At 72.0% G+C, this 20,392-nt stretch carries 17 protein-coding genes and 2 pseudogenes; 13 read left to right on the plus strand and 6 right to left on the minus strand.

What is annotated here, in order from left to right:
- Nucleotides 1-40: 40 nt before the first annotated feature.
- The 4 genes and pseudogenes from ACWDRW_RS12735 to ACWDRW_RS12750 form a co-directional block, all read left to right on the plus strand.
- Nucleotides 41-778 (plus strand): annotated as a pseudogene (locus ACWDRW_RS12735) (glycoside hydrolase family 2 TIM barrel-domain containing protein); the annotation flags it as partial.
- Nucleotides 779-789: 11 nt separating this feature from the next.
- A pseudogene (locus ACWDRW_RS12740) lies at nucleotides 790-1,396 on the plus strand (histidinol-phosphatase); the annotation flags it as partial.
- Nucleotides 1,396-2,244, plus strand: coding sequence for a hypothetical protein (locus tag ACWDRW_RS12745; RefSeq protein ID WP_451722587.1), 849 nt, complete (start codon nucleotides 1,396-1,398; stop codon nucleotides 2,242-2,244). The pseudogene ACWDRW_RS12740 and the gene ACWDRW_RS12745, both read left to right, overlap by 1 nt.
- A 25-nt stretch (nucleotides 2,245-2,269) precedes the next feature.
- The gene (locus tag ACWDRW_RS12750; protein WP_451722589.1) at nucleotides 2,270-3,100 is read left to right on the plus strand and encodes a PaaX family transcriptional regulator; all 831 of its coding nucleotides are present in this window, start codon (nucleotides 2,270-2,272) and stop codon (nucleotides 3,098-3,100) included.
- Between the two features lie 38 nt (nucleotides 3,101-3,138).
- Here ACWDRW_RS12750 and ACWDRW_RS12755 read toward each other — a convergent pair whose 3' ends face one another.
- From ACWDRW_RS12755 to ACWDRW_RS12770, 4 genes are read right to left on the minus strand one after another with little or no spacing between them, the layout of a single operon-like run.
- Nucleotides 3,139-3,594: a MaoC family dehydratase gene (locus ACWDRW_RS12755; RefSeq protein WP_451722591.1), complete on the minus strand. Its 456-nt coding sequence runs from the start codon at nucleotides 3,592-3,594 to the stop codon at nucleotides 3,139-3,141.
- Nucleotides 3,591-5,093: an o-succinylbenzoate--CoA ligase gene (gene menE, locus ACWDRW_RS12760; RefSeq protein WP_451722592.1), complete on the minus strand. Its 1,503-nt coding sequence runs from the start codon at nucleotides 5,091-5,093 to the stop codon at nucleotides 3,591-3,593. The genes ACWDRW_RS12755 and menE overlap by 4 nt, the downstream gene beginning before the upstream one ends.
- 10 nt (nucleotides 5,094-5,103) lie before the next feature.
- Entirely contained in the window at nucleotides 5,104-5,979 is an 876-nt protein-coding gene (locus ACWDRW_RS12765) for an amidohydrolase family protein (protein ID WP_451722593.1), read from the minus strand.
- Nucleotides 5,979-6,896 (minus strand): SDR family NAD(P)-dependent oxidoreductase, encoded by a 918-nt coding sequence (locus ACWDRW_RS12770; RefSeq protein WP_451722594.1) that lies wholly within the window; start codon nucleotides 6,894-6,896, stop codon nucleotides 5,979-5,981. The genes ACWDRW_RS12765 and ACWDRW_RS12770 overlap by 1 nt, the downstream gene beginning before the upstream one ends.
- A gap of 104 nt (nucleotides 6,897-7,000) precedes the next feature.
- Here ACWDRW_RS12770 and ACWDRW_RS12775 point away from each other — a divergent pair, with 104 nt between their 5' ends.
- The 4 genes from ACWDRW_RS12775 to ACWDRW_RS12790 all read left to right on the plus strand — a co-directional run bounded on the left by ACWDRW_RS12775 (nucleotide 7,001) and on the right by ACWDRW_RS12790 (nucleotide 10,915).
- Nucleotides 7,001-7,465 carry a MarR family winged helix-turn-helix transcriptional regulator gene (locus tag ACWDRW_RS12775; RefSeq protein ID WP_451722596.1) on the plus strand — a complete coding sequence of 155 codons (465 nt, stop codon included), beginning with the start codon at nucleotides 7,001-7,003 and terminating at the stop codon, nucleotides 7,463-7,465.
- Nucleotides 7,466-7,545: 80 nt separating this feature from the next.
- A complete protein-coding gene (locus tag ACWDRW_RS12780) occupies nucleotides 7,546-8,883 on the plus strand; it encodes an MFS transporter (protein WP_451722598.1) in 1,338 nt (445 codons plus the stop codon).
- Complete coding sequence (locus ACWDRW_RS12785; protein ID WP_451722599.1) at nucleotides 8,880-10,163, plus strand: alpha/beta hydrolase family protein; 1,284 nt, start codon at nucleotides 8,880-8,882, stop codon at nucleotides 10,161-10,163. Before ACWDRW_RS12780 ends, ACWDRW_RS12785 begins: the two co-directional genes overlap by 4 nt.
- Complete coding sequence (locus tag ACWDRW_RS12790; protein WP_451722600.1) at nucleotides 10,160-10,915, plus strand: IclR family transcriptional regulator; 756 nt, start codon at nucleotides 10,160-10,162, stop codon at nucleotides 10,913-10,915. Before ACWDRW_RS12785 ends, ACWDRW_RS12790 begins: the two co-directional genes overlap by 4 nt.
- Here the strand turns inward: ACWDRW_RS12790 and ACWDRW_RS12795 are convergent.
- A complete protein-coding gene (locus tag ACWDRW_RS12795; RefSeq protein WP_451722602.1) occupies nucleotides 10,903-12,663 on the minus strand; it encodes a sulfatase-like hydrolase/transferase in 1,761 nt (586 codons plus the stop codon). The two genes, ACWDRW_RS12790 and ACWDRW_RS12795, sit on opposite strands and share 13 nt — an antisense overlap.
- A gap of 248 nt (nucleotides 12,664-12,911) precedes the next feature.
- Between ACWDRW_RS12795 and ACWDRW_RS12800 the strand changes: the two genes are divergently transcribed.
- Together ACWDRW_RS12800 and ACWDRW_RS12805 are read left to right on the plus strand one after the other, a co-directional pair.
- The gene (locus ACWDRW_RS12800) at nucleotides 12,912-14,117 is read left to right on the plus strand and encodes a sensor histidine kinase (protein WP_451722604.1); all 1,206 of its coding nucleotides are present in this window, start codon (nucleotides 12,912-12,914) and stop codon (nucleotides 14,115-14,117) included.
- Nucleotides 14,114-14,788: a response regulator gene (locus tag ACWDRW_RS12805; protein WP_451722606.1), complete on the plus strand. Its 675-nt coding sequence runs from the start codon at nucleotides 14,114-14,116 to the stop codon at nucleotides 14,786-14,788. Before ACWDRW_RS12800 ends, ACWDRW_RS12805 begins: the two co-directional genes overlap by 4 nt.
- Here ACWDRW_RS12805 and ACWDRW_RS12810 read toward each other — a convergent pair.
- Nucleotides 14,779-15,192 carry a VOC family protein gene (locus ACWDRW_RS12810; protein WP_451722608.1) on the minus strand — a complete coding sequence of 138 codons (414 nt, stop codon included), beginning with the start codon at nucleotides 15,190-15,192 and terminating at the stop codon, nucleotides 14,779-14,781. The two genes, ACWDRW_RS12805 and ACWDRW_RS12810, sit on opposite strands and share 10 nt — an antisense overlap.
- Nucleotides 15,193-15,404: 212 nt before the next feature.
- Between ACWDRW_RS12810 and ACWDRW_RS12815 the strand changes: the two genes are divergently transcribed.
- From ACWDRW_RS12815 to ACWDRW_RS12825, 3 genes are all read left to right on the plus strand, one after another.
- On the plus strand, nucleotides 15,405-17,498 hold the full coding sequence (locus ACWDRW_RS12815; protein WP_451722610.1) for an MMPL family transporter: 2,094 nt from the start codon (nucleotides 15,405-15,407) through the stop codon (nucleotides 17,496-17,498).
- 103 nt (nucleotides 17,499-17,601) lie between these two features.
- Entirely contained in the window at nucleotides 17,602-18,819 is a 1,218-nt protein-coding gene (locus ACWDRW_RS12820; protein WP_451722612.1) for a L,D-transpeptidase, read from the plus strand.
- Nucleotides 18,820-18,984: 165 nt separating this feature from the next.
- The gene (locus ACWDRW_RS12825) at nucleotides 18,985-20,370 is read left to right on the plus strand and encodes a glycoside hydrolase family 16 protein (protein WP_451722614.1); all 1,386 of its coding nucleotides are present in this window, start codon (nucleotides 18,985-18,987) and stop codon (nucleotides 20,368-20,370) included.
- Nucleotides 20,371-20,392 lie beyond the last annotated feature (22 nt).

Below are 20,392 nucleotides of genomic sequence, written 5' to 3' on the forward strand. Positions count from 1 at the left end.
CTCGGCAGGCCGCCGACGCCGGGTGAGGACATCCGGACCGAGGGGCTGGGCAGCGGCGGCTCCGGCGGGATCGCCAACCTGGCCGTGGCGGCTCCCCCCGAAGCAGACGCGGCCGCTGATCCAGTGCGAGTACTCCCACGCCAGGGGCAACAGCAACGGCACACTGGCCGACCACTGGGCCGCCATCGAGTCAACGCCGGGGCTTCAGGGCGGCTTCATCCGGGAGTTCTGGGACCACGGAATCCTGCAGCGCGTGACAGACGGCAGACCCGCCGGGCGCCTGGGCGCCGGGTTGTACGACGACGGTGTCGCCGCGCCCGGCCGTCGCTGGGCCAACGGCGGCGACTTCGGCGAGCCGCCGCACGACGGCGCGTTCGTCGCGGACGGCCTCGTCTTCCCCGACCGCACGCCCAAGCCGGTGATGTACGAGCACCGGGAGATCGCGGCACCGGTGCTGTTGCGGGCGTACCGGCACGAGGGCCTCGTGGTGCAGAACCACCAGTGCTTCCGGGGCCTGGACTGGCTCACCGCCCGCTGGGAACTGACCCTCGCGGACGGCCCTGCCCTGACCGCCCCGGCCCGGCTGCCCGATCTGCGGCCCGGCGAGACGGCGGCCGTGCCGCTGCCGTTCGCGCTGCCGGAGGACGGCGGCGAGGCCTGGGTGACGCTCCGGGTGACCACGAAGGACGACGAGCCATGGGCGCCGCGGGGCACGGAGGTGTGCGCGCCCCGGCTGAGGTTGCGGGCCGCGCCGCCGCGGCAGGCACCGGTGGCCCCCGCGGGCCCGCCGACATCTGGAAGAACGGTGACTGGCTGCCGGGCCAGAACGTCGACAGCACCGGTCGGCTGCCCGACCCGGTGAACACCGACACCCCGCAGCCCGGCAGCGACTTCTGGCCGGGCCAGTTCTCCCGCACCCGCGTCGGCGTCACGCGCTACGGCTACCGGACGGTGACGGCGGGCCTGCGCGCGGGTCGGGTCTGGCTAAACCACGGGTATCTGCTGGACGGGCTCGACGTCCGGCTCAAGCGGGACTGCGACCTCGGCCGGGGCGTCCCCCTGGGCGGCCGACTCCGCGTCCGCAAGGGCGAGCCGCTCGCCCCGAACGTGACGGTGACCGGCGCCTCCCGCCCCAACACCCAGAGGAACTGCCCAAGTTGGCGCATGCAGACGTCATCCGGGGCGTGGTGCGCGGCCCTTCGGCCGACCGGGACGGCTGGCGGGCGCCCGACACCAAGGCCATCCACACCAAAGACGTGAGCGCATGGCGCCCGGATACCTCGGGGCGGCCGTGGATCCGCACGGTCCGATCACGCGCGAGCCCGGCGACGGTGACCCGTGGGCCGATACGTGGTTCTATGCCAACTCGATGTTCGTCGACGTGAAGGGTGTCTGATGAAGCGTCAACTCGTGTCCCTGGCAGCTGGGTTAGCCGCACTCACGCTCGGGGCGGGTACCGCGTCGGCGGCCGGTGACCCGCACTGGGAGGAGACCGGCACGGCGTACACCGACACCCTGGGCGGCGGGCAGGGGGTGGCCAGCCGGGCCGACGGCTCGCTGCTGTACCGGGGGCTTTTGGACATACCCCTGGCGCTGCGGATCAAGGGCTGGAACCACGTCGGCGACCCGGACATCGCGCGGGGGCACGTCTTCGACGCCTACCAGGGCCCGGACACCGCCACCTCCAAGATGTTCGCGGTGACCACCCCGGCCGGGAAGCGCTACGAGTACGTGCACCCGCTCAACCCGGGCGAGAAGCTCAACAACTCCTTCGCGGCCGTCTCGCCCGACGGACAGTGGATGGTGTCGGGCGAGTGGGGCGACCAGAACCGGCTCCAGGTCTTCCCCGCCCCCCTGCTCAACCCGTCCACGCCGCCCACCGGCGGGGAGCTGAAGGAGGCCTGGCAGATCACGCTCGACAGACCGGTCCGGGACATCCAGGGCTGCGACTTCGTCACCGACACCCGCCTGGTGTGCGCCTCCAACGACGCCACCGGGTCCCTGTTCCCGGAGATCCGCCCGCTCCTCCAGGTCGACCTGCCCCGCAAGCTGGACGGGCAGCCGATCACCGGCGCGGTGAAGGCGCTGTTCGCGCTGCCGCAGCGCAGCGTCTGCACGGGCACGTACGAGACGGAGGGCGTGGACTACGACGTGAACAGCGGCACCCTGCGCGCCGAGGTGATCCAGCCCGGCGTCTGCGCGGTGTCGACGAGCGTCTACTCCTACCGGCAGAGCGCTGGCTGATCGACCTCGGGTTACGGTGGGCCGCGTGACCACGGAAGAGTCGCTGCGGCCCCAGTCCCTCATGCTGACGTTCCTGGGCGAGCAGGTGCTCGGCCGGGACGTCTGCGTGTACTCGGGCAGCGTCATCGACGTCTTCGCCCGGGCGGGCGTCGGCGAACAGGCCACCCGCTCGACACTGACCCGCATGGTGAACCGGCATCTGCTCCGCCGCCAGCGGGAGGGCCGCCGAATGTATTTCGGCCTCACGGACCGATCCACGGCCGTACTGCGCGACGGGGAGCGCCGGATCTGGCACACCGGCGCGGTCAACCGGCAGTGGGACGGCACCTGGACCCTGCTCGGTTTCTCGCTGCCCGAGTCCTGGCAGCGCCAGCGTCACGACCTGCGCTCCCAGCTCACCTGGAGCGGCTTCGGACCGCTGTTCAACGGACTGTGGATCGCCCCCGGCGAGGTCGCCGTGTCCGCTCTGGTCGCCGAACTCGGCCTGTCCGCCCATGTGAAGGTCTTCCGCGCGCAGGCCGACGCCGGCATGGACATCGGCGCGATGATCGAGGAGACCTGGGAGCTGTCCGAACTGGCCGCACGCTACGAGACGTTCATGACCCGCTGGCAGCCGTGGGAGACGGACACCCCGAACCCCGACGACGCGCTGCCCCTGCGGCTGCGGCTGCAGGCGGAGTGGCTGCGGCTCATCCGCCGCGACCCCCGGCTGCCGGTCCGCCACCTCCCGCGGGACTGGCCGGCGGACCGGGCCGAGAAGACCTTCCGCTCCGTCCACGAGCGGCTGACCCCGCTCGCGGACGCGGCGGCGGAACGGCTCCTCGATCTGGTGCCGGTGCGCCCGGACCCGGCGTAGAAGACCTTGCTTCGTCAGCCGTGGAAGACCTTGCCTGCTCAGACGTAGAACCGTGAGAGGCTCTGCAGCACGGCCGCCGGCTTCGCGCCGCCCTCGATCTCGATCGTGCCGTCCACGGTGATCTGCACCCCGCCCGGCACCTCCTCGACCTCGGTGAGCCTGCCGACCAGCCGGATCCGCGAGCCGACCTTGACCGGGGAGGGGAACCGCACTTTGTTCAGGCCGTAGTTGACCTTCGTCGTGACGCCCTGGACGTCCAGCAGCTCGGTGAAGAGCGGGATGAACAGGGACAGGGTCAGGTAGCCGTGGGCGATCGGGGCCCCGAAGGGGCCCGCGGCGGCCTTCTCCGGGTCCACGTGGATCCACTGGTGGTCGCCGGTCGCGTCGGCGAAGGTGTCGATACGGTCCTGCGTGACCTCGATCCACTCACTGGCGCCGAGGTCACCGCCCGCGAGCTTCTTCAGTTCGTCGAGGCCGTTCACGGTGATGCTCATGGGGTTCCTTCGCTGTTGCCGTACCGACTGCGGACACGGGACTTGAGGAGCTTTCCGGAGGCGGTGCGCGGGAGTTCGTCCGCGAGCACCACCGATGCGGGGATCTTGTACTTGGCGAGCCGGCCGGAGAGGGCGGCGAGGATCTCGTCGGGGTCGAGAGCGGCACCCTCGCGGAGGACGACGACCGCACGGGGGACCTCGCCCCACTTGTCGTCCGGGACACCGATGACCGCGCACTCGACGATGTCGGGGTGGGCGAGGAGCAGGTCCTCTATCTCGGCGGGGTAGATGTTCTCCCCACCGGAGATGATCATGTCCTTGATGCGGTCGACGACGAACACGTAGCCGTCCTCGTCCGTGCGGGCCGCGTCGCCGCTGCGGAACCAGCCGTCCGCGAACGAGGCGGCCGTCTCCTCGGGCAGCCCCCAGTAGCCGGACATGACGTGCGGCCCCCGCACGACGATCTCCCCGGTCTCGCCGGACTCGGCCTCAGTGAGGTCGGGCCGCACGACGCGCACGTCGCTGAAGAAGTGCGGCACGCCCGCCGAACCGGCCTTGCTCACCGCGTGTTCGGCGTCCAGGAAGAGGGCGCCGGGCGCGGTCTCGGTCATGCCGTAGCCCTGGAGGAAGGTCAGCCCGCGCTCCTGGTACGCGGCGATCAGAGGCGTCGGCACCGGGGAGCCGCCGCAGGTCAGGATCCGCAGCGAGGACAGGTCGGCGTGCGCCCAGCGCGGGTTCCGGGCGAGCCGGTCGAACATCGTGGGCACCCCGAACATGAAGCTGATCCGGTGCCGTTCGACCAGGTCGAAGGTGGAGTCCGGGTCGAAGGCCTCGACCAGGACACAGGTGCCGCCCTTCAGCAGCACCGGCAGCGTCAGCATGTTCAGGCCCGCCGTGTGGAACAACGGCGCGCAGACCAGCGCGCGTTCGTCGGCGACGAGGTCGGTGTCGACGAGGACGTTGACCGCGTTCCAGACGAGGTTGCCGTGGCTGAGCATGGCACCCTTGGGACGGCCTGTCGTGCCCGAGGTGTACATGATGATGCAGGTGTCGTCCGGGCCGACGGGTTCGTCGATGGGGTCGGTGGCGGCGGAGGCCAGCAACTGCTCGTATGCCGCGCCCACTTCGACGCACCAAGGGACATGCGTGCTCGCGGCGAGGCCGGTGCGCGAGGGGCCGTGGATCAGCGCCTTGGCGCCGGAGTCGGCGAGCTGGTAGGCGATCTCGGGTTCCGCGAGGCGGGTGTTGAGCGGGACGAAGACCGCGCCGAGGAGGCCCGCGGCGAACAGGGTCTCCAGGTAGGCGGGGTGGTTCGGGCCGAGGTAGGCGATCCGGTCGCCGCGCCTGAGGCCGCGGGCGCGCAGCACGTGGGCGAGGCGGGTGACACGGTCGTGGAGCTGGGCGTACGTCCAAGTGGTGTCGCCGTGGATCAGGGCGGTGCGGTGCGGGGTCTTGCGGGCCCGGCGTGCGGGCCACGACCCCGTTCCCTCGTTGCGCATCCGGCACCCCTTACGGTGTGGTCAGCCCGAGCAGTCGGGCGGCGTTCTCCTTGAGGATCTTCGGCCGGACCTCTTCCCTGATCTCCAGCTTCGCGAAGTCGGCGAGCCAGCGGTCGGGGGTGAGGACGGGGAAGTCGGAGCCGAAGAGGACCTTGTCCTTCAGCAGCGTGTTGGCGTACCGCACGAGCTGCGGCGGGAAGTACTTCGGCGACCAGCCGGACAGGTCGATGTGCACGCCCGGCTTGTGAGTGGCGACGGCGAGGGCCTCGTCCTGCCAGGGGAAGGACGGGTGCGCCAGGATGATCTTCAGCTGCGGGAAGTCGGCCGCCACGTCGTCGACATGCAGCGGGTTCGAGTACTTCAGGCGGATCCCGCCGCCGCCCGGCACGCCCGCGCCGATGCCGGTCTGTCCGGTGTGGAAGAGGGCGATCGCGCCGGTCTCCTCGATCACCTCGTACAGGCCGTACGCCACCGCGCGGTCGTTAGGGAAGAAGCCCTGGATGCTGGGGTGGAACTTGAACCCCTTCACCCCGTACTCCTCGACCAGGCGGCGGGCCTGCCGCACGCCCGCCTTGCCGCGGAAGGGATCCACGGACGCGAAGGGGATCAGTACGTCGGAGTTGACGGCGGCGGCCTCGGCGACCTCCTCGTTGGGGACGGGCGGGGCGCCGGTGGCCGACTCGGCGTCCACCGTGAAGATCACGGCGGCCATGTTCCGCTCGCGGTAGTAGGCGGCGGTCTCCTCCAGGGTCGGCTTCCGCTTGCCCTCCACCTTGAAGTAGGCGGAAGAGGCTTCGTGCAGGTCGTCGGCGAGCGAGGAGTGGCCCTTCGACGACACCTCGGCGTGGGTGTGGACGTCTATCGCGGTCAGAGCGCCGAGGTCCATCACGCCTCCGGGAGCTTCGGGGCGGGGATCCCGACCGTCTGGAGCCGGGCGCCGACGGACGCGGGGAAGGCGTCGGCCAGGGTGTCGGGGGTCCAGCCGCCGTCGGCGTAGGCCGTGCTGATCTCCTGCGGATGCGACCAGAGAGCCACCTTGTCGCCGCCGATGCCGATGCACTGACCGGTGACCGAGCGGGCCGCCGCGGAGGCGAGGAAGGGGACGAGGGCCGCGCAGTCCTCGGGGGTGCCGAAGCCCTCGCCCTTGCGCAGGAGGTCGGGCAGCCGGTCGCCGTTCCGCAGGGCCTCGATGTACGGCGCGAAGGCGGGGATGGTCTCGGTCATCGCGGTCGCGGCGACCGGCACGATCGCGTTGACGGTGATGTGCGCGCGGGCCAGTTCCATCGACCAGGTGCGGGCCATGGCGGCGATGCCCGCCTTGGCCGCCGCGTAGTTGGTCTGCCCGAAGTTGCCGCGCTGCCCGGCCGGGGAGCCGACCAGGATCAGGCTGCCGCCCTCCCCCTGCTCGCGCATCCGGACGGCGGCGGCGCGGGCGCAGGTGAAGGTGCCCTTGAGGTGGGTCGTGACGACGGCGTCGAAGTCCTCGTCCGTCATCTTCCACAGCACCTTGTCGCGGAGGATGCCGGCGTTGGTGACCAGCGTGTCGAGGCGGCCGAACTCGGAGACGGCACGGCCGACGAGCCGGTCCGCCGCCTCGGTCGTACCGACCGCGACCGCCTCGGCGACGGCCGTGCCGCCGGCCTTGGTGATCGACTTGGCGGCCTCGGCGGCGACGGCCTCGTCGAGGTCGTTGACGACCACCGAGGCGCCGTGGGCGGCCAGGGCGTGCGCGTAGGCGAGGCCGAGGCCCCGGCCGCTGCCGGTGACGACGGCCACCTTGCCGGTCAGATCGATGCTGGGCACGGGCGGATCCCTTCGCGAGGTGATACGACGGGGATTGAAGCTAAGAGCAATAATTGGTGACGTCAATAGTTGTCACGTACCGTCCACTGCGAAAGACTGGAGCCATGAAGACGACCGCCATCGACGCGAACGAGCCCTGGATGCGCGCACTGCACGCGGACACCGGCTACCTGCTCTACCGACTGGGCCTGCGCTCCGGGCAACTGTTCAACGCCTGCCTCCAGGAGTCCGGCCTGCGGTTGCGCCACTACGCGGTGCTGCGCTTCCTCGCCACCGGCGAAGGCGCTCTCCAGCGGGAGCTGAGCAATCGCCTGGGCTACGACCCGAGCGCGATCGTCGGCCTGGTCGACGACCTGGAGAAGGCGGGCTTCGCCGAGCGCCGCCCCTCCCCCGACGACCGCCGCAGCCGGATCGTCGTCCTCACCGAGGCCGGCCGCGCCTTCCTGCGCGACACCGACGAGTCGAGCCGGCGGGTGACGGGCGAGTTGCTGGGGCCGCTCGACGCGAGCGAGCGCGACACCCTCCAGGCACTGCTGCTGCGGATCACGGAGGAGAAGCCGGGGAACTGATGTTGTGCAAGTGATTGACGGCCGCACGATCGGTGCCTAACTTCACGGAGGCATCGGCACCGTCCCCCAGGGAGCCCACCGTGCAGCCATCCCATCTCCCCGAAGAATCCCGGCAGTTGCGCCGAGTGGCCCTCTCCGGCCTGCTCGGCACCGCCGTGGAGTTCTACGACTTCCTCGTCTACGGCACGGTCGCCGCGCTCGTCTTCGGCGACCTGTTCTTCCCCGACGCCGACCCGGCCGTCGGCACCATCGCCGCCTTCGGCACCTTCGCCGCCGGCTATCTCGCCCGGCCGGTCGGCGGCATCCTCTTCGGCCACTTCGGCGACCGGGTCGGCCGTAAGTCGATGATGCTGCTGACCATGCTCCTCATGGGGTCCGGCAGCTTCCTGATCGGCCTGCTGCCCACCTACGACGCCATCGGCGTCTGGGCTCCCGTGCTGCTGGTCCTGCTCCGCGTCGTGCAGGGCATCGCGATCGGCGGCGAGTGGGGCGGCGCCACCCTGATGGTCGTCGAGCACGCCGAGCGCACCCAGGGCACCCGGCGCGGACTGTGGTCCAGTTTCACCCAACTCGGTGCCCCGCTGGGCTCGTTGCTCTCGGCCGGAGTGGTCACCCTGGTCTCCACCCTGCCCGACGACGACTTCCGCTCCTGGGGCTGGCGGGTGCCGTTCCTGTTGAGCGTGGTGCTGCTGGGCGTCGGCATGTTCGTCCGCCTCAAGGTCGCCGAGAGCCCGCTGTTCGCCAAGCCCGCGCCGCGCGAGAAGCCGCCCGTGCTGGAGCTGTTGCGCCGCCCGAGGCCGGTCGTGCTGGCGGCCTGTGTCGGCATCGGCGCGTTCACCGCGCAGTCGCTGCTGACCAGCTTCATGATCTCGTACGCCGTCGATGAGGGCTACAGCCGCCCGCAGGTGCTCACCGCGGTGACCGTGGCCTCCGCCGTCGCTCTGCTGGTGCTGCCCGCCGCGTCCGCCCTGTCCGACCGCGTCGGCCGCCGCCCGGTGGTCCTGACCGGCGCGATCCTCTCCGCCGCGCTCGCCTTCCCGGTGCTGGCGCTGGTGAACTCCGGCTCCCCCGGCCTGCTGATCCTCGCCCTCGCGCTCGGTCACGGCGTCGCCCAGTCCACGATGTACGGCCCGCTCGGCGCCCTGCTGAGCGAGATGTTCGGCACCCGGGTCCGCTACACCGGCGCCTCGCTGGGCTACCAGGCCGCGACCCTGGTCGGTGCGGGCTTCTCGCCGCTGATCGCGAGCAGCCTGCTCGCCTCGAACGGCGGCGGCAGCACCCCCGTATCGCTGCTGCTGTGCGGTGGCGCGGCGATCACCGCGCTCACCGTCTGGCGGATCCGCGAGACGCACACGGACACTCTGGAACCGAGCCCGGCCCATTCCGCGACCCCCACCCCGGAAGGGGCCCCTCGTTGAGAACTCTCCTCGTGGCGCTGGCCGTCACTCTCACCACGGCGGCCGCGCTGCCCGCCACGGACACCCATCTGGAGGGACAACTCCCTTCGGGTGCCTCCTACTTGATGGACGTGCCCGCCGACTGGAACGGCACCGTCCTCCTCTACAGCCACGGCTACCGCGCCGTCGGCTGGCCCAACCCGCCCCAGAACGCACCCGATCAGGCCACCCGGGACAAGCTGCTGGACCAGGGATACGCCCTCATCGGCTCCTCCTACGCCACCACCGGATGGGCCGTGACCGAGGCGGTGCCCGACCAGCTCGCCACGCTGGACGTGTTCACGGAGAAGTTCGGCGCGGCCGACCGGACGCTCGCCTGGGGCACCTCCTACGGCGGCCTCGTCACGACCACCCTCGCCGAACGGCACGCCGCCCGCTTCGACGGCTCGCTGTCGATGTGCGGTCTGGTGCAGGGCGGGGTGGCGAACTGGAACAGCACCCTGGACCCGGTGTTCGCGCTGCGGACCCTGCTCGGCTCGGACGTGAAGCTGACCGGATTCACCGACCAGGCGGAGGCGCAGGGCGCCGCGAGGTCGCTCGGCGCGGCCGTGACAGCGGCCCAGGGCACCGCGCAGGGCCGCGCCCGGATCGCCCTCGCGGCGGCCCTGCACAACATCCCCGGCGCCGACATACCGGGCCTCGTCCAGCTGCCCGCCTTCAGCTGGCGTCAGGAGGCGGAGAGCCGGGCGGGCGGCAACCCGTCCTGGAACACGGGCGTCGACTACACGGCGATGCTCCACCGCTCGCCTCTCCACAAGGAGGTGGCCGAGGCCTACAAGGAGGCGGGGGTGTCCCTGCGCGCGGACCTGAACGCCCTGGGCCGCGCACCCCGTATCAGCGCCGACGCCCCGGCCGTACGGTGGATGCGTGACACCAGCGTCTTCAAGGGCCGCCTCATGGACCCCCAGTTGAACATCCACACCACCGGCGACACGCTGATCCCCGTCCAGGCGGAGTCCGCATACCGCAGGGCCGCCGCCGCGACGGGGTCGGGCAGACTGCTGGCGCAGGCCTATGTCGACGCGCCGGGCCACTGCACCTTCTCCCCGGGCGAGATGCTGGGCGCCCTGCGGACGTTGGAGACAAGGCTGGACACGGGCCGCTGGGAGGCGTCACCGACCGCGCTCAACTCCCGTTCCACCGAACAGGATCCGGCCACCGAACCCCGCTACACCGACTACCGTCCGACCCCCTACCCCCGCCCCTACGACCTGGCCCACCCCCAAGACGCCCGGCCATGACCCCTCGCTCCGCGCCCGACCGGCTGCTGTCCGTGCTCGCCGCGTTCGACCACGAGCACCCGGCCCTGAGCCTGACGGACATCAGCCGGCGGGCCGGGCTGAGCCTGACCACCGCGCACCGCCTCGTGGCCGCCCTCACCCGGTGGGGCGCGCTGGAGCGGGACTCCTCCGGCGTCTACCACGTCGGGCTCCGGCTGTGGGAGGTGGCGGCGCTGGCCCCGCGTGGTCTCGCGCTGCGGCAGGTCGCGCTGCCGTACCTGGAGGACCTGTACGAAGCGACCCACGAGAACGTGCAGTTGGCCGTGCGCGACGGAGGGGAGGTCGTGTACATCGAGTGGCTGTCGGGCCGTTCGGCGGTGGACGTCCACATCCGGGTCGGCGCCCGCTGGCCGCTGCACGCCACCGGGGTCGGGCTCGCCCTCCTGGCCCATGACGACCCCGCCCGCCAGGAGGAGTACTGCGCGGGCCCGCTGGCCTCCTTCACGCCGTACACCATCACCGACCCCGCCCGGCTGCGCCGGGAGCTGGCCGAAGTGCGGCGCACGGGTGTTTCGGTGAGTGTGCGTCAGGTGACGGACCACGCGCTGTCGGTGGCGGCTCCGGTGCGCGGTCCCGGTGGCGGGGTGGTCGCCGCGGTGTCGGTGGTGGTGCCCGCGGCGGACGCCCAGGTCCCGGTGCTGGCCCCGGCCGTGCGGATCGCGGCGCGGGGGATCTCTCGGGGGTTGGGGTGGCGGCCGGATCAGCCGAGCTGAGTCCGGGCCAGATACGTCACCTCTTCCCCCGCGTGCCGTGCCGTGGCCCGGCACGCGAGCGTCGTGTCGGAGGTGACCCGGGCGGGGGTGACGCGCCAGCGGACCGCCAGTTCGGCGCCGGGGCGCAGGACGGGGGCCGTGACCGGGTCCAGGGCGTGCAGGCCCCAGCCGCCGGGGGCGCGGAGGACGAGACGGGGGGCGGCCCAGGGACGGTCGGAGCCGTTGGCGAGGGTGGCGGTCACCGTGGCTCCCGTCGCCTCCAGCGTCAGCCCGAACGGCTTGCGCGCATACGCCGGTGCCCAGGACGCGCGCATCAACCCCACCAGGGCGTCCGCCTGGGCGGGCCGCGCCGCGGCCAGGTCGTGCCGTTCGCCGGGGTCCCTGGACAGGTCGTACAGCTCGACGTCCCACTGGTCCTCGGGGGCGGTCCGGTCCTGGCCCGGGGCGAACCGGACCGCCTTCAGGTCGCCCCTGCGCAGGGCCTCGGCCAGGCGTCGGCCGCGGCCCCGGTCCTCGGCGTCGGCTCGCGGGGTGACTCCGCTGTGGTTGCGGTAGAAGTACAGGCTGTTGTGGCGGGCCGGGTGTCCCGAGCCCCGCAGCAGGGAAGCCAGCGAGAGGCCGTCGACGTCCGTGGGGGCGGGGGCTCCGGCCAGGTCGGCCAGGGTGGGGAGCAGGTCCGTGAGCGGGGTGGGGCGGTCGGTGGTGCCGGCCGGGACGTGCCGCGGGGACCAGGCGATCAGCGGGACGCGGATGCCGCCCTCGTACAGGTTGCGCTTGTAGCCACGCAACGGGCCGTTCGCGTCGAAGAGTTCGGGGTTCGTGCGACCCTCCTCGTGCGGGCCGTTGTCGCTGGTGACCAGGACGAGGGTGCGGCCCGCGACGCCGAGTCGCTCCAGCCGGTCGACGACCTCCCCGACCAGGCTGTCGAGGGCGCTGATCTGGGCCGCGTGCCGGCGGTCGGGGCCCGGCCAGGGGCGGTCGGCGTACGCGCCCTCGTCGGGCGTCCGGCTGGGGGCGTGCGGCAGGGTCGGGGTGAGGTACAGCAGGAACGGCTCGGCGCGGTGCGCGTCGAGGAACTCCAGCGCGCGTTCCTTCAGCAACTCGGGGGCGTAGACCTCGCGGGCGTCGCCGCGGTTGGCGGGGATCTCCTGCCGGGTGCCGTTGTGCCAGAGGTACTCGGGGAAGTAGTCGTGGGCGTGGCGGTGGCCGATGTAGCCGTGGAACTGCTCGAAACCACGGGAGTTGGGATGGCTCGGCTGGTCCGGCAGCTCGGGCCCGAAGCCCCATTTGCCGATGATCCCGGTGCGGTAGCCGAGCGAGCGGAGGGCCTCGGCGAAGGTGAAGTCCCGGTCGGTGAGGGCGCCCTGCCCGTCGGGGCCCCACGGGTTCTCCCGCACGGTGGCGTGGCCCGCGTGCAGTCCGGTCAGCACCGAGCAGCGCGAGGGCGCGCAGACGGGGGCGGTGGCGTAGGCGTCGGTGAAGCGCAGGCCCTCGGCGGCCAGGGCGTCCAGGCGGGGCGTGCTGATGAGTTTCTGACCGTAGGAGCCGAGTTCGCCGTAGCCGAGATCGTCGGCGACGATCACCACGAAGTTGAGCCGGCCCGAGCCGGAGCGTACGGCCGGAACGGCGGCGGCGTGCTTGCCGTCGGACGGCGGCAGCGCGGAGTCGCCGTCCTCGCACCCGCCGACCGCCGTGGCCACGACCGGCACCGCGGCGGCCGCGGTGAGGAATCGGCGGCGGTTCGGCATACGTGTCTCCCGGGAGGCGGCGGGTGAGGGGTCCGAAGACGATGGTGATCGCAGCCTTCGTTCCACGACCATGCACACGCTGTGAACGCTCTGTTTCGATCCCTGAGAGGGACGATTCCGACTTCTGGTTCCTTCTCCACGGCATCGACACGATCACGGACGGAGGCCCGATATCCCTCTCACCGGTGAGGACGCCGCCGCATCCGGCCTCCGATACTGGAGGTGCCTCTTGCCCCGAGGAGCCGCCCATGTCCCCGCCGTCCTGGTTCGCCCCTGCCGTCACCCGGCTGCGCACGGCGAATCCCTATGTCGTCGACGGCGCGCTGGCCGCGCTGGTGCTGTTCGCCGCCTCCCTTCAGTGGATCTTCCCGGACGAGGGGGACGACCGGCTGACCCCGCAGGGCTGGCTGCTCGCCGCGGCCACCGCCCTGCCGCTCGTGTGGCGCCGCCGGGCTCCCTTCGCGACCGCGTGCGCCGTCTCCGCCGCCACCTGCACGATGGCCTGGTACCACGCGCCACCGCCGGACGTGGTGTACGGCGGTCTGGTCGTGCTCTACACGATGGCCGCCCAGGGCAAGGTCTGGCAGCGCCGGTTCATGATGACGGGCTGGATCCTCGGAGTCGTGCTCACCATGCAGCACAAAGAGGAGCCGTTGCCCTTCGAGTACGCCTTCCAACTGCTGAGCCTGGTCTTCGCCTACGGCTTCGGGATGCTCGCCCGGGTGCAGCGCGCCTACACCGCCGCCCTGGTGGACCGGGCCCGGCGCCTGGAGCGGGAGCGGGCCGCGGACACGGCGCGGGCGACCGCGCAGGAGCGGGCCCGGATCGCCCGGGACATGCACGACATCCTGGCCCACGCGGTGAGCCTGATGGTGGTGCAGGCCGAGGCGGGACCCGTGGTGGTGCGCAGCGATCCGGCGCGCGCGGAAGCCGCGTTCGACGCCATCGCGGCGACCGGCCGGGACGCCATGTCGCAGTTGCGGCGGATCCTCGGCGTGCTGAAGGAGGAGGAGCGCGAGGGAGGCGCGCGGCGGCTGCCGCAGCCGGGGGTGGCGGCGCTGCCCGGTCTTGTCGGGCAGGTCACCGAGTCCACCGGGCTGCGGGTCGAACTGCGCGCGAGCGGCCAGCCGCGCCCGCTGCCCCCGGACACCGAGGTCGCCGCCTACCGGATCGTGCAGGAGGCGCTGACCAACACCGTGAAGCACGCGTACGCTGCCTCCGCTACCGTCGCTCTCGACTGGGCGGAGGACGAATTGACACTGTCGGTGACGGACGACGGACGCGGCCCGTCGGGCCCGGGCGGCGTTCACGGACCGGACGGACACGGCCTGATCGGCATCCGCGAGCGCGCGGCGGCCTGCGGCGGCAGCGCACGCGCCGGGCGCGGCCCGGACGGCGGTTTCCGGGTCCTCGTGCGCCTCCCGGCCGGGGACCGGCAGGCGGCGCTGGGGTGAGCATCCGGGTGGTCGTCGCCGACGACCAGGAGCTGGTCCGCAGCGGCTTCAGCATGATCCTGGAGGCGCAGCCGGACATCGAGGTGGTCGCCGAGGCGGGCGACGGCGCTCAGGCGGTGGCCGCGGTGGACCGGCACGCCCCCGATGTGCTGCTCCTCGACATCCGGATGCCCGTCATGGACGGCCTGGAGGCGGCCCGACGGGTGTGCGGGCAGACCGCCTGCAAGGTCGTCATGCTGACCACGTTCGACCTGGACGAGTACGTGTACGAGGCGCTGTGCTCGGGGGCGAGCGGCTTCCTGCTGAAGGACGTCCGCCGCGACGACCTCGTGCACGCGGTGCGGGTGGTCGCGGCCGGGGACTCCCTGCTCGCCCCGGCGGTGACCCGCCGCCTGGTCGCCGACCTCGTGCGCCGCCGCAAGCAGGAGACGGCCACCGACGTCACTCCTCAGCGCCTTGAGGTCCTCACCGCCCGTGAGGTGGAGACGCTGCGGATGCTCGCCCGGGGCCTGTCCAACGCGGAGATCGCCGAGGCCCTGTTCGTCAGTGAGCACACGGTGAAGACCCACGTCAGCAATGTGCTGAGCAAGCTGGGGCTGAGGGACCGGGTGCAGGCGGTGATCTGCGCGTACGAGACGGGCCTGGTGACGCCCGGTGACGGTCAGTCCTGAGCCTCCCCCAGCTCGGTGAACAGGGTGAGCTGCAACGCCCCCGGCGCCTCCAGCCGCGAGTTCAGCGAGTTCCAGGGCGTAACCGTCGGCTCGGCGACGACCTCCGCCCCGGCGTCCGCCAGCTTGCGCGTCACCGCCGTGGAGTCGTCCACCTCGAACGCCACCCGTATGTGCCCGGCGACCCGCCGCCCGACCTCCACGTCGTCGATGAACTCCGCGTGGTTCGGATCCGTCAGCTCCAGCGTCGCCCGCCCGGCCTCCAGGATGCTCACCCGCCCGCCCGGCGAGGAGAACGCGGCCCGCTCGGGCAGGCCGAGGACGTCCCGGTAGAAGTGCAGCGCGGCGTCGTAGTCCTCCGCGGTGACCACCAGACGCAGCTCGCGGACTCCCGGCTCCTCGGACATCGGCACTCCTTCGTGATCAGCGGCTCCTGACCGGACAACTCCCGGCAAGGCCCGGATGATTCCCGCCGCCCCTCCCTCGTACGAGTGAGTCCGGCCCGCCCCTCCCCCGTACGGCCGAGCCCGGCAAACCGCTCCCACCGGCGATCCGGTGGCCCCCGGACCAGGACGAACCTGAGAGCACCTGCCAACCCGTCCAACTGCCGGAGGCCGACGTGCTTTCCACGCTCGCCCGGGCCGCCACCCGCCGCCCGCTCACCGTCATCCTGCTCTGGCTGCTCTTCCTGCTGCTCGGCTTCGGGCTCGGCACCGGCGTCTTCGGGCGGCTCTCCGACGACGTGCCCGACGTGCCCGGCACCGAGTCGGAGCGGGCCGAGCAGTACGTCTCCCGGCTGGACCCGACCGGCGAGACCGTCACCGCCGTCGTCGCGGGCGAGCCGGTCTCCGACGCGGCCCTGCGCGCCGAGGTCGAACGGGCCGTCGCCGAGGTCCGCGAGATCGCCGGAGTCGCCGCCGTACCCGATCCGTACACCACGCCGGGACTCACCGCCCGGGACGGACAGGCCCTGATCATCCCGGTCACCTTCGAGGGTGGCCTGGACGAGGACGCCGAGGCCGACGCGACCGACGCGGCCGCCGAGCGCATCCGGCAGATCGAGGCGCCCGACGTCCATGTCAGCGGCGGCGAACTGCTCGGCCGCCAGCTCGGCGAACGGGCCCAGGAGGACGTCAAGAACGCCGAGTTGATCTCACTGCCCGTCGTCCTCGCCCTGCTGCTGGTCGTGTTCGGCGGACTGCGCGCCGCCGCCCTGCCGCTGGTGATCGCGGTCAGCGGTGTCGCGGGCGCCTTCCTCGCGCTGTTCGCGTTCAGCGAGGTCACCGACATCTCGGTGTACGCGATCCAGGTCACCACCATGCTGGGCCTCGGACTCGCCGTGGACTACGCCCTGTTGATGCTGGTCCGCTTCCGTGAGGAGCGCCGGCACACCGAGGACGTCGTGGAGGCCGTCCACCGCACGGTCGCGGCGGCCGGCCGGACCGTGCTGTTCTCCGGGCTCACGGTCGCCGTCAGCCTGACCGGGCTGCTGGTCTTCCCGAGTGTGTTCCTGCGCAGCATGGGCCTGGCCGTGGCCGCGGTGGTGGTCATCGACATGCTGGCCGCGGTGACCCTCCTGCCCGCCCTGCTGACGAGGTTCGGCGGGAGGATCCCACCGGCGCGGGTGCGCCCGGACCGCGAGGAGGGCCGCGTGTTCGCCCGCCTGGCCCGTTTCGCGGCCCGCCGCCGCGTCGCCGTGGTCGCCACCGTCGTACCGGTCCTGCTGGTCATGGCGCTTCCCGTCGCCGGGATGACGATCAACCTCGGCGACGCCAGGCAGCTCCCGACGAGCACCGAGGCGCGGCAGTTGTACGACACCGTCGAGGCGCACTTCCCGCCCGGTACCGGGGTCTCGCCGATCACCGTCGTCGTCCGACCCGGTACCGACCCGGCGACCGCCGAGCGGATCAGCGCGCTGGCCGGGGCCGAGTCCCGTGAGCTGCCCGGCGGCACGACGGTCGTGGAGATCCAGCCGCCCGGCAGCGTCGACGGCAGGGCGGCGACCGATCTGGTCGAGCGGATCCGGGAACTTCGGGGCGACGAGCCGGTCGAGGTGACCGGGGTCGCGGCCCGGCTGGTGGACTTCCGGGAGATGCTCGCCGAACGGGCGCCCTGGGCCGCCGTGACCGTGCTCGTCGGGATCTTCGCGCTGCTGTTCGCCTTCACCGGTTCGGTGCTGATCCCGCTGCGCACCATCGCGACGACGCTGCTCAGCCTGGGCGCCGCGCTCGGTGTGGTGGTGTGGGTGTTCCAGGACGGCCATCTGGCCGGGCTGCTGGGCGCCGAGGGGCTGGGCGCGCTGAGTCTGACCGCGCCGCCGCTGATCGTCGCCATCGCCTTCGGGCTCGCCATGGACTACGAACTGTTCATCCTGGCCCGGATGCGGGAGGCCCGGATGCGCGGGGAGGACGACCGGGAGGCCGTGGTGACCGGGCTGCGCCGCTCCGGACGTGTGGTCACCTGTGCCGCGCTGCTGCTCGCGATCGTCTTCGGCGCCTTCATGACCGGCGGCTTCTCGCCGATCCTCCAGATCGGTCTCGGGCTCACCCTGGCGGTGCTGATCGACGCGACCGTCGTACGGATGCTGCTGGTCCCGGCGACGATGGCCCTGCTCGGCAGCCGTGCCTGGTGGGCGCCGCGCCCGCTGCGCCGGGCCCACGACCGGTTCGGGCTCACCGAGGCACCGGAGCCGCCGGTACTGACCAAGGTCTGAGACTCGCCGGAATCTCAGGCCGCGGAGCGCCGATTCACAGGATCGTCCCAGGTACGAGGCGCACAGTGCGGGTGAGAACGTGGACATACCAGGAAGGCCTGCCGTGGGCGTCGCGCACATGTCGAACCGGTCCGAGCAGCAGCCGCGCGGGTGGTCGCGGCGCGGGGTCCTCGCCGTCCTCGGCGGGGTCCCCGCCGCCCTGCTGACCGGGCGCGTCGGTTCGGCCGAGGCGTCCGTGACCGCGACCGCCTCGACACCCCGGCCGACGATCACGGTGACCCCCGCCGACGGCGCGGAGAAGGCGGCCTTCACGCGTCCCGTCGAGATCACCGTGACCGACGGCGCCCTCGCGTCCGTGCGGGTCACCGACGCCGACGGGGCCACGCTGGCCGGGTCCTACGACGACGCGCGGACGAAGTGGACATCGAAGGAGAACCCGTCGTCGGGGACGACGTACTCCGTGACCGCCGAGGCGGAGGGCGGCGCGGCGGCGTCGAGTACGTCCTTCACCACCGCGTCTCCCGGTGAGACCTTCGTCGGCCACTTCACCCCCGAGGCCGGTTCGGTCTCGGGGGTGGGCATGCCGGTGTCGATCGACTTCACGCACGCCGTGACGGACCGCGCGGCCGTGGAGCAGGCGATCACGGTGACCGCCGAGCCGGCGGTGGAGGTGGTCGGGCACTGGTTCAGCGACACGCGGCTCGACTTCCGGCCCGAGTCGTACTGGGCGGCCGGAACCACGGTCACGCTCAGTCTGCGGCTGAAGGACGTGGCGGGCGCGGACGGCGTCTACGGCGTGCAGTCCAAGGACGTCACCTTCCACATCGGCCGTGAGCAGATCAGCACGGTCGACCTGGACAGCAAACGGATGACGGTCGTCCGGGACGGGCGGACGATCGCCACGTACCCGGTCAGCGGCGGCGCCGCCGAGCACCCCACCTGGTCCGGGATCATGGTGATCAGCGAGCGGTTCGAGGAGACCCGGATGGAGTCCTCCTCGGTCGGGCTCGGCGACGAGTACGACATCGCCGACGTGCCGCACGCCCAGCGGCTGACCACCTCGGGCACCTTCATCCACGGCAACTACTGGGCCTCGGCCTCGGTGTTCGGCAGCGCGAACACCACCCACGGCTGCGTCGGGCTGCACGACGCGAAGGGCGCGGCGGACAAGTCCGTGGACGGCTACCGCTTCTACGACGGCTCGATGCTCGGCGACGTCGTGGTGGTGACCGGCTCCGGCGCGGAGACGGTCGACCCGGCGAACGGGCTGAACGGGTGGAACCTGTCCTGGGTCGAGTGGCGGGCGGGCAGCGCGCTGTAGCGGGTTCACGGAGTGAACTCCCCTGCGTTGAACCGGATTTATCTGCTTCACCTCTTGACGACCGGAGTGCCGGGGAGCACATTGGCGGCACTTTGAGAGCGCTCTCAACAGCTTTCGAGAGCACTCCCGCACCCCACACCCCGTACCCGAGAGGCAGCCCCTCCCATGAGCGAAACCTCCGGCACTCCCCACAGACGGCGGCGCCCGCTGCGGCGGGCCCTCGTCGCCGTCCTCAGCGCCATGGGCCTCGCGGCGGCCGCCGTGGCGTCCGCGGACGCGGCCGCTCCGCCGCCCCCGACCGGCTGGACCCAGGTCTTCGTGGACGACTTCAACGGCGCGGCCGGCACCGGCGTCAACACCGCCAACTGGCAGTACGCGACCGGCCACGGCTACCCCGGCGGACCCGCCAACTGGGGCACCGGCGAGATCGAGAACATGACGTCCAGCACGAACAACGTGGCCCTGGACGGCAACGGCAACCTCCGGATCACCCCGCGCCGCGACGCGTCCGGCAACTGGACGTCCGGCCGGATCGAGACCAACCGCGGCGACTTCCAGCCACCGGCGGGCGGCAAGCTACGCGTGCAGTCCCGGATCCAGATGCCGAACGTCACCGGCGCCGCCGCCCGTGGCTACTGGCCCGCCTTCTGGATGCTGGGCACGCCCTACCGCGGCAACTACTGGAACTGGCCGGGCGTCGGCGAGCTGGACATCATGGAGAACGTGCAGGGCCTGAACACCGTGTGGTCGACGATGCACTGCGGTACGAGCCCGGGCGGGCCGTGCAACGAGACGACGGGCATCGGCGGCTCCCGCGCCTGTCCCGGCGCCACCTGCCAGGCCGGCTTCCACACCTACGCGCTGGAATGGGACCGCTCCACGAGCCCTGAGCAGATCCGCTTCTACGTCGACGACATCAACTACCACACCGTGCGCGCGAACCAGGTGGACGCCACGACGTGGAACAACGCCACCAACCACGGCTACTTCATCATCCTGAACGTGGCGATGGGCGGCGGATTCGTCGACGCGTTCGGCGGCGGCCCGGACGCGGCGACCGCGCCCGGCCACTCGATGGTCGTCGACTACGTCCAGGTGCTGAGCAGTGGGAGCGGTACCACGCCTCCGCCGACCGGCAACCGCGACGCCTACAGCGCCATCCAGGCCGAGTCCCACGACAGCCAGTCCGGCACGATCACCGAGGCCACCTCCGACACGGGCGGCGGCCAGAACATCGGCGCGATAGCCAACGGCGACTGGGCTCTGTTCCGGGGCGTCAACTTCGGTTCCACGGCGGCCACTCAGTTCGTCGCCCGCGTGGCGAGCGGAGCCGGTTCCGGGGTGAGCGGTCTGGTCGAGGTGCGCCTGGACAGCCGTAGTAACGCGCCCGTCGGGAGTTTCGCGGTGGGCAGCACCGGGGGCTGGCAGAGCTGGCGGACCGTCCCGGCCAACATCAGCTCGGTGACCGGCACGCACGATGTGTACCTGACCTTCACCAGCGGGCAGCCGGCCGACTTCGTGAACGTGAACTGGTTCAACTTCGGCCGCTGACCGGAGCGGTGAGCCGTCGGCG

The organism is Streptomyces sp. NPDC003635 (genome assembly GCF_053587635.1).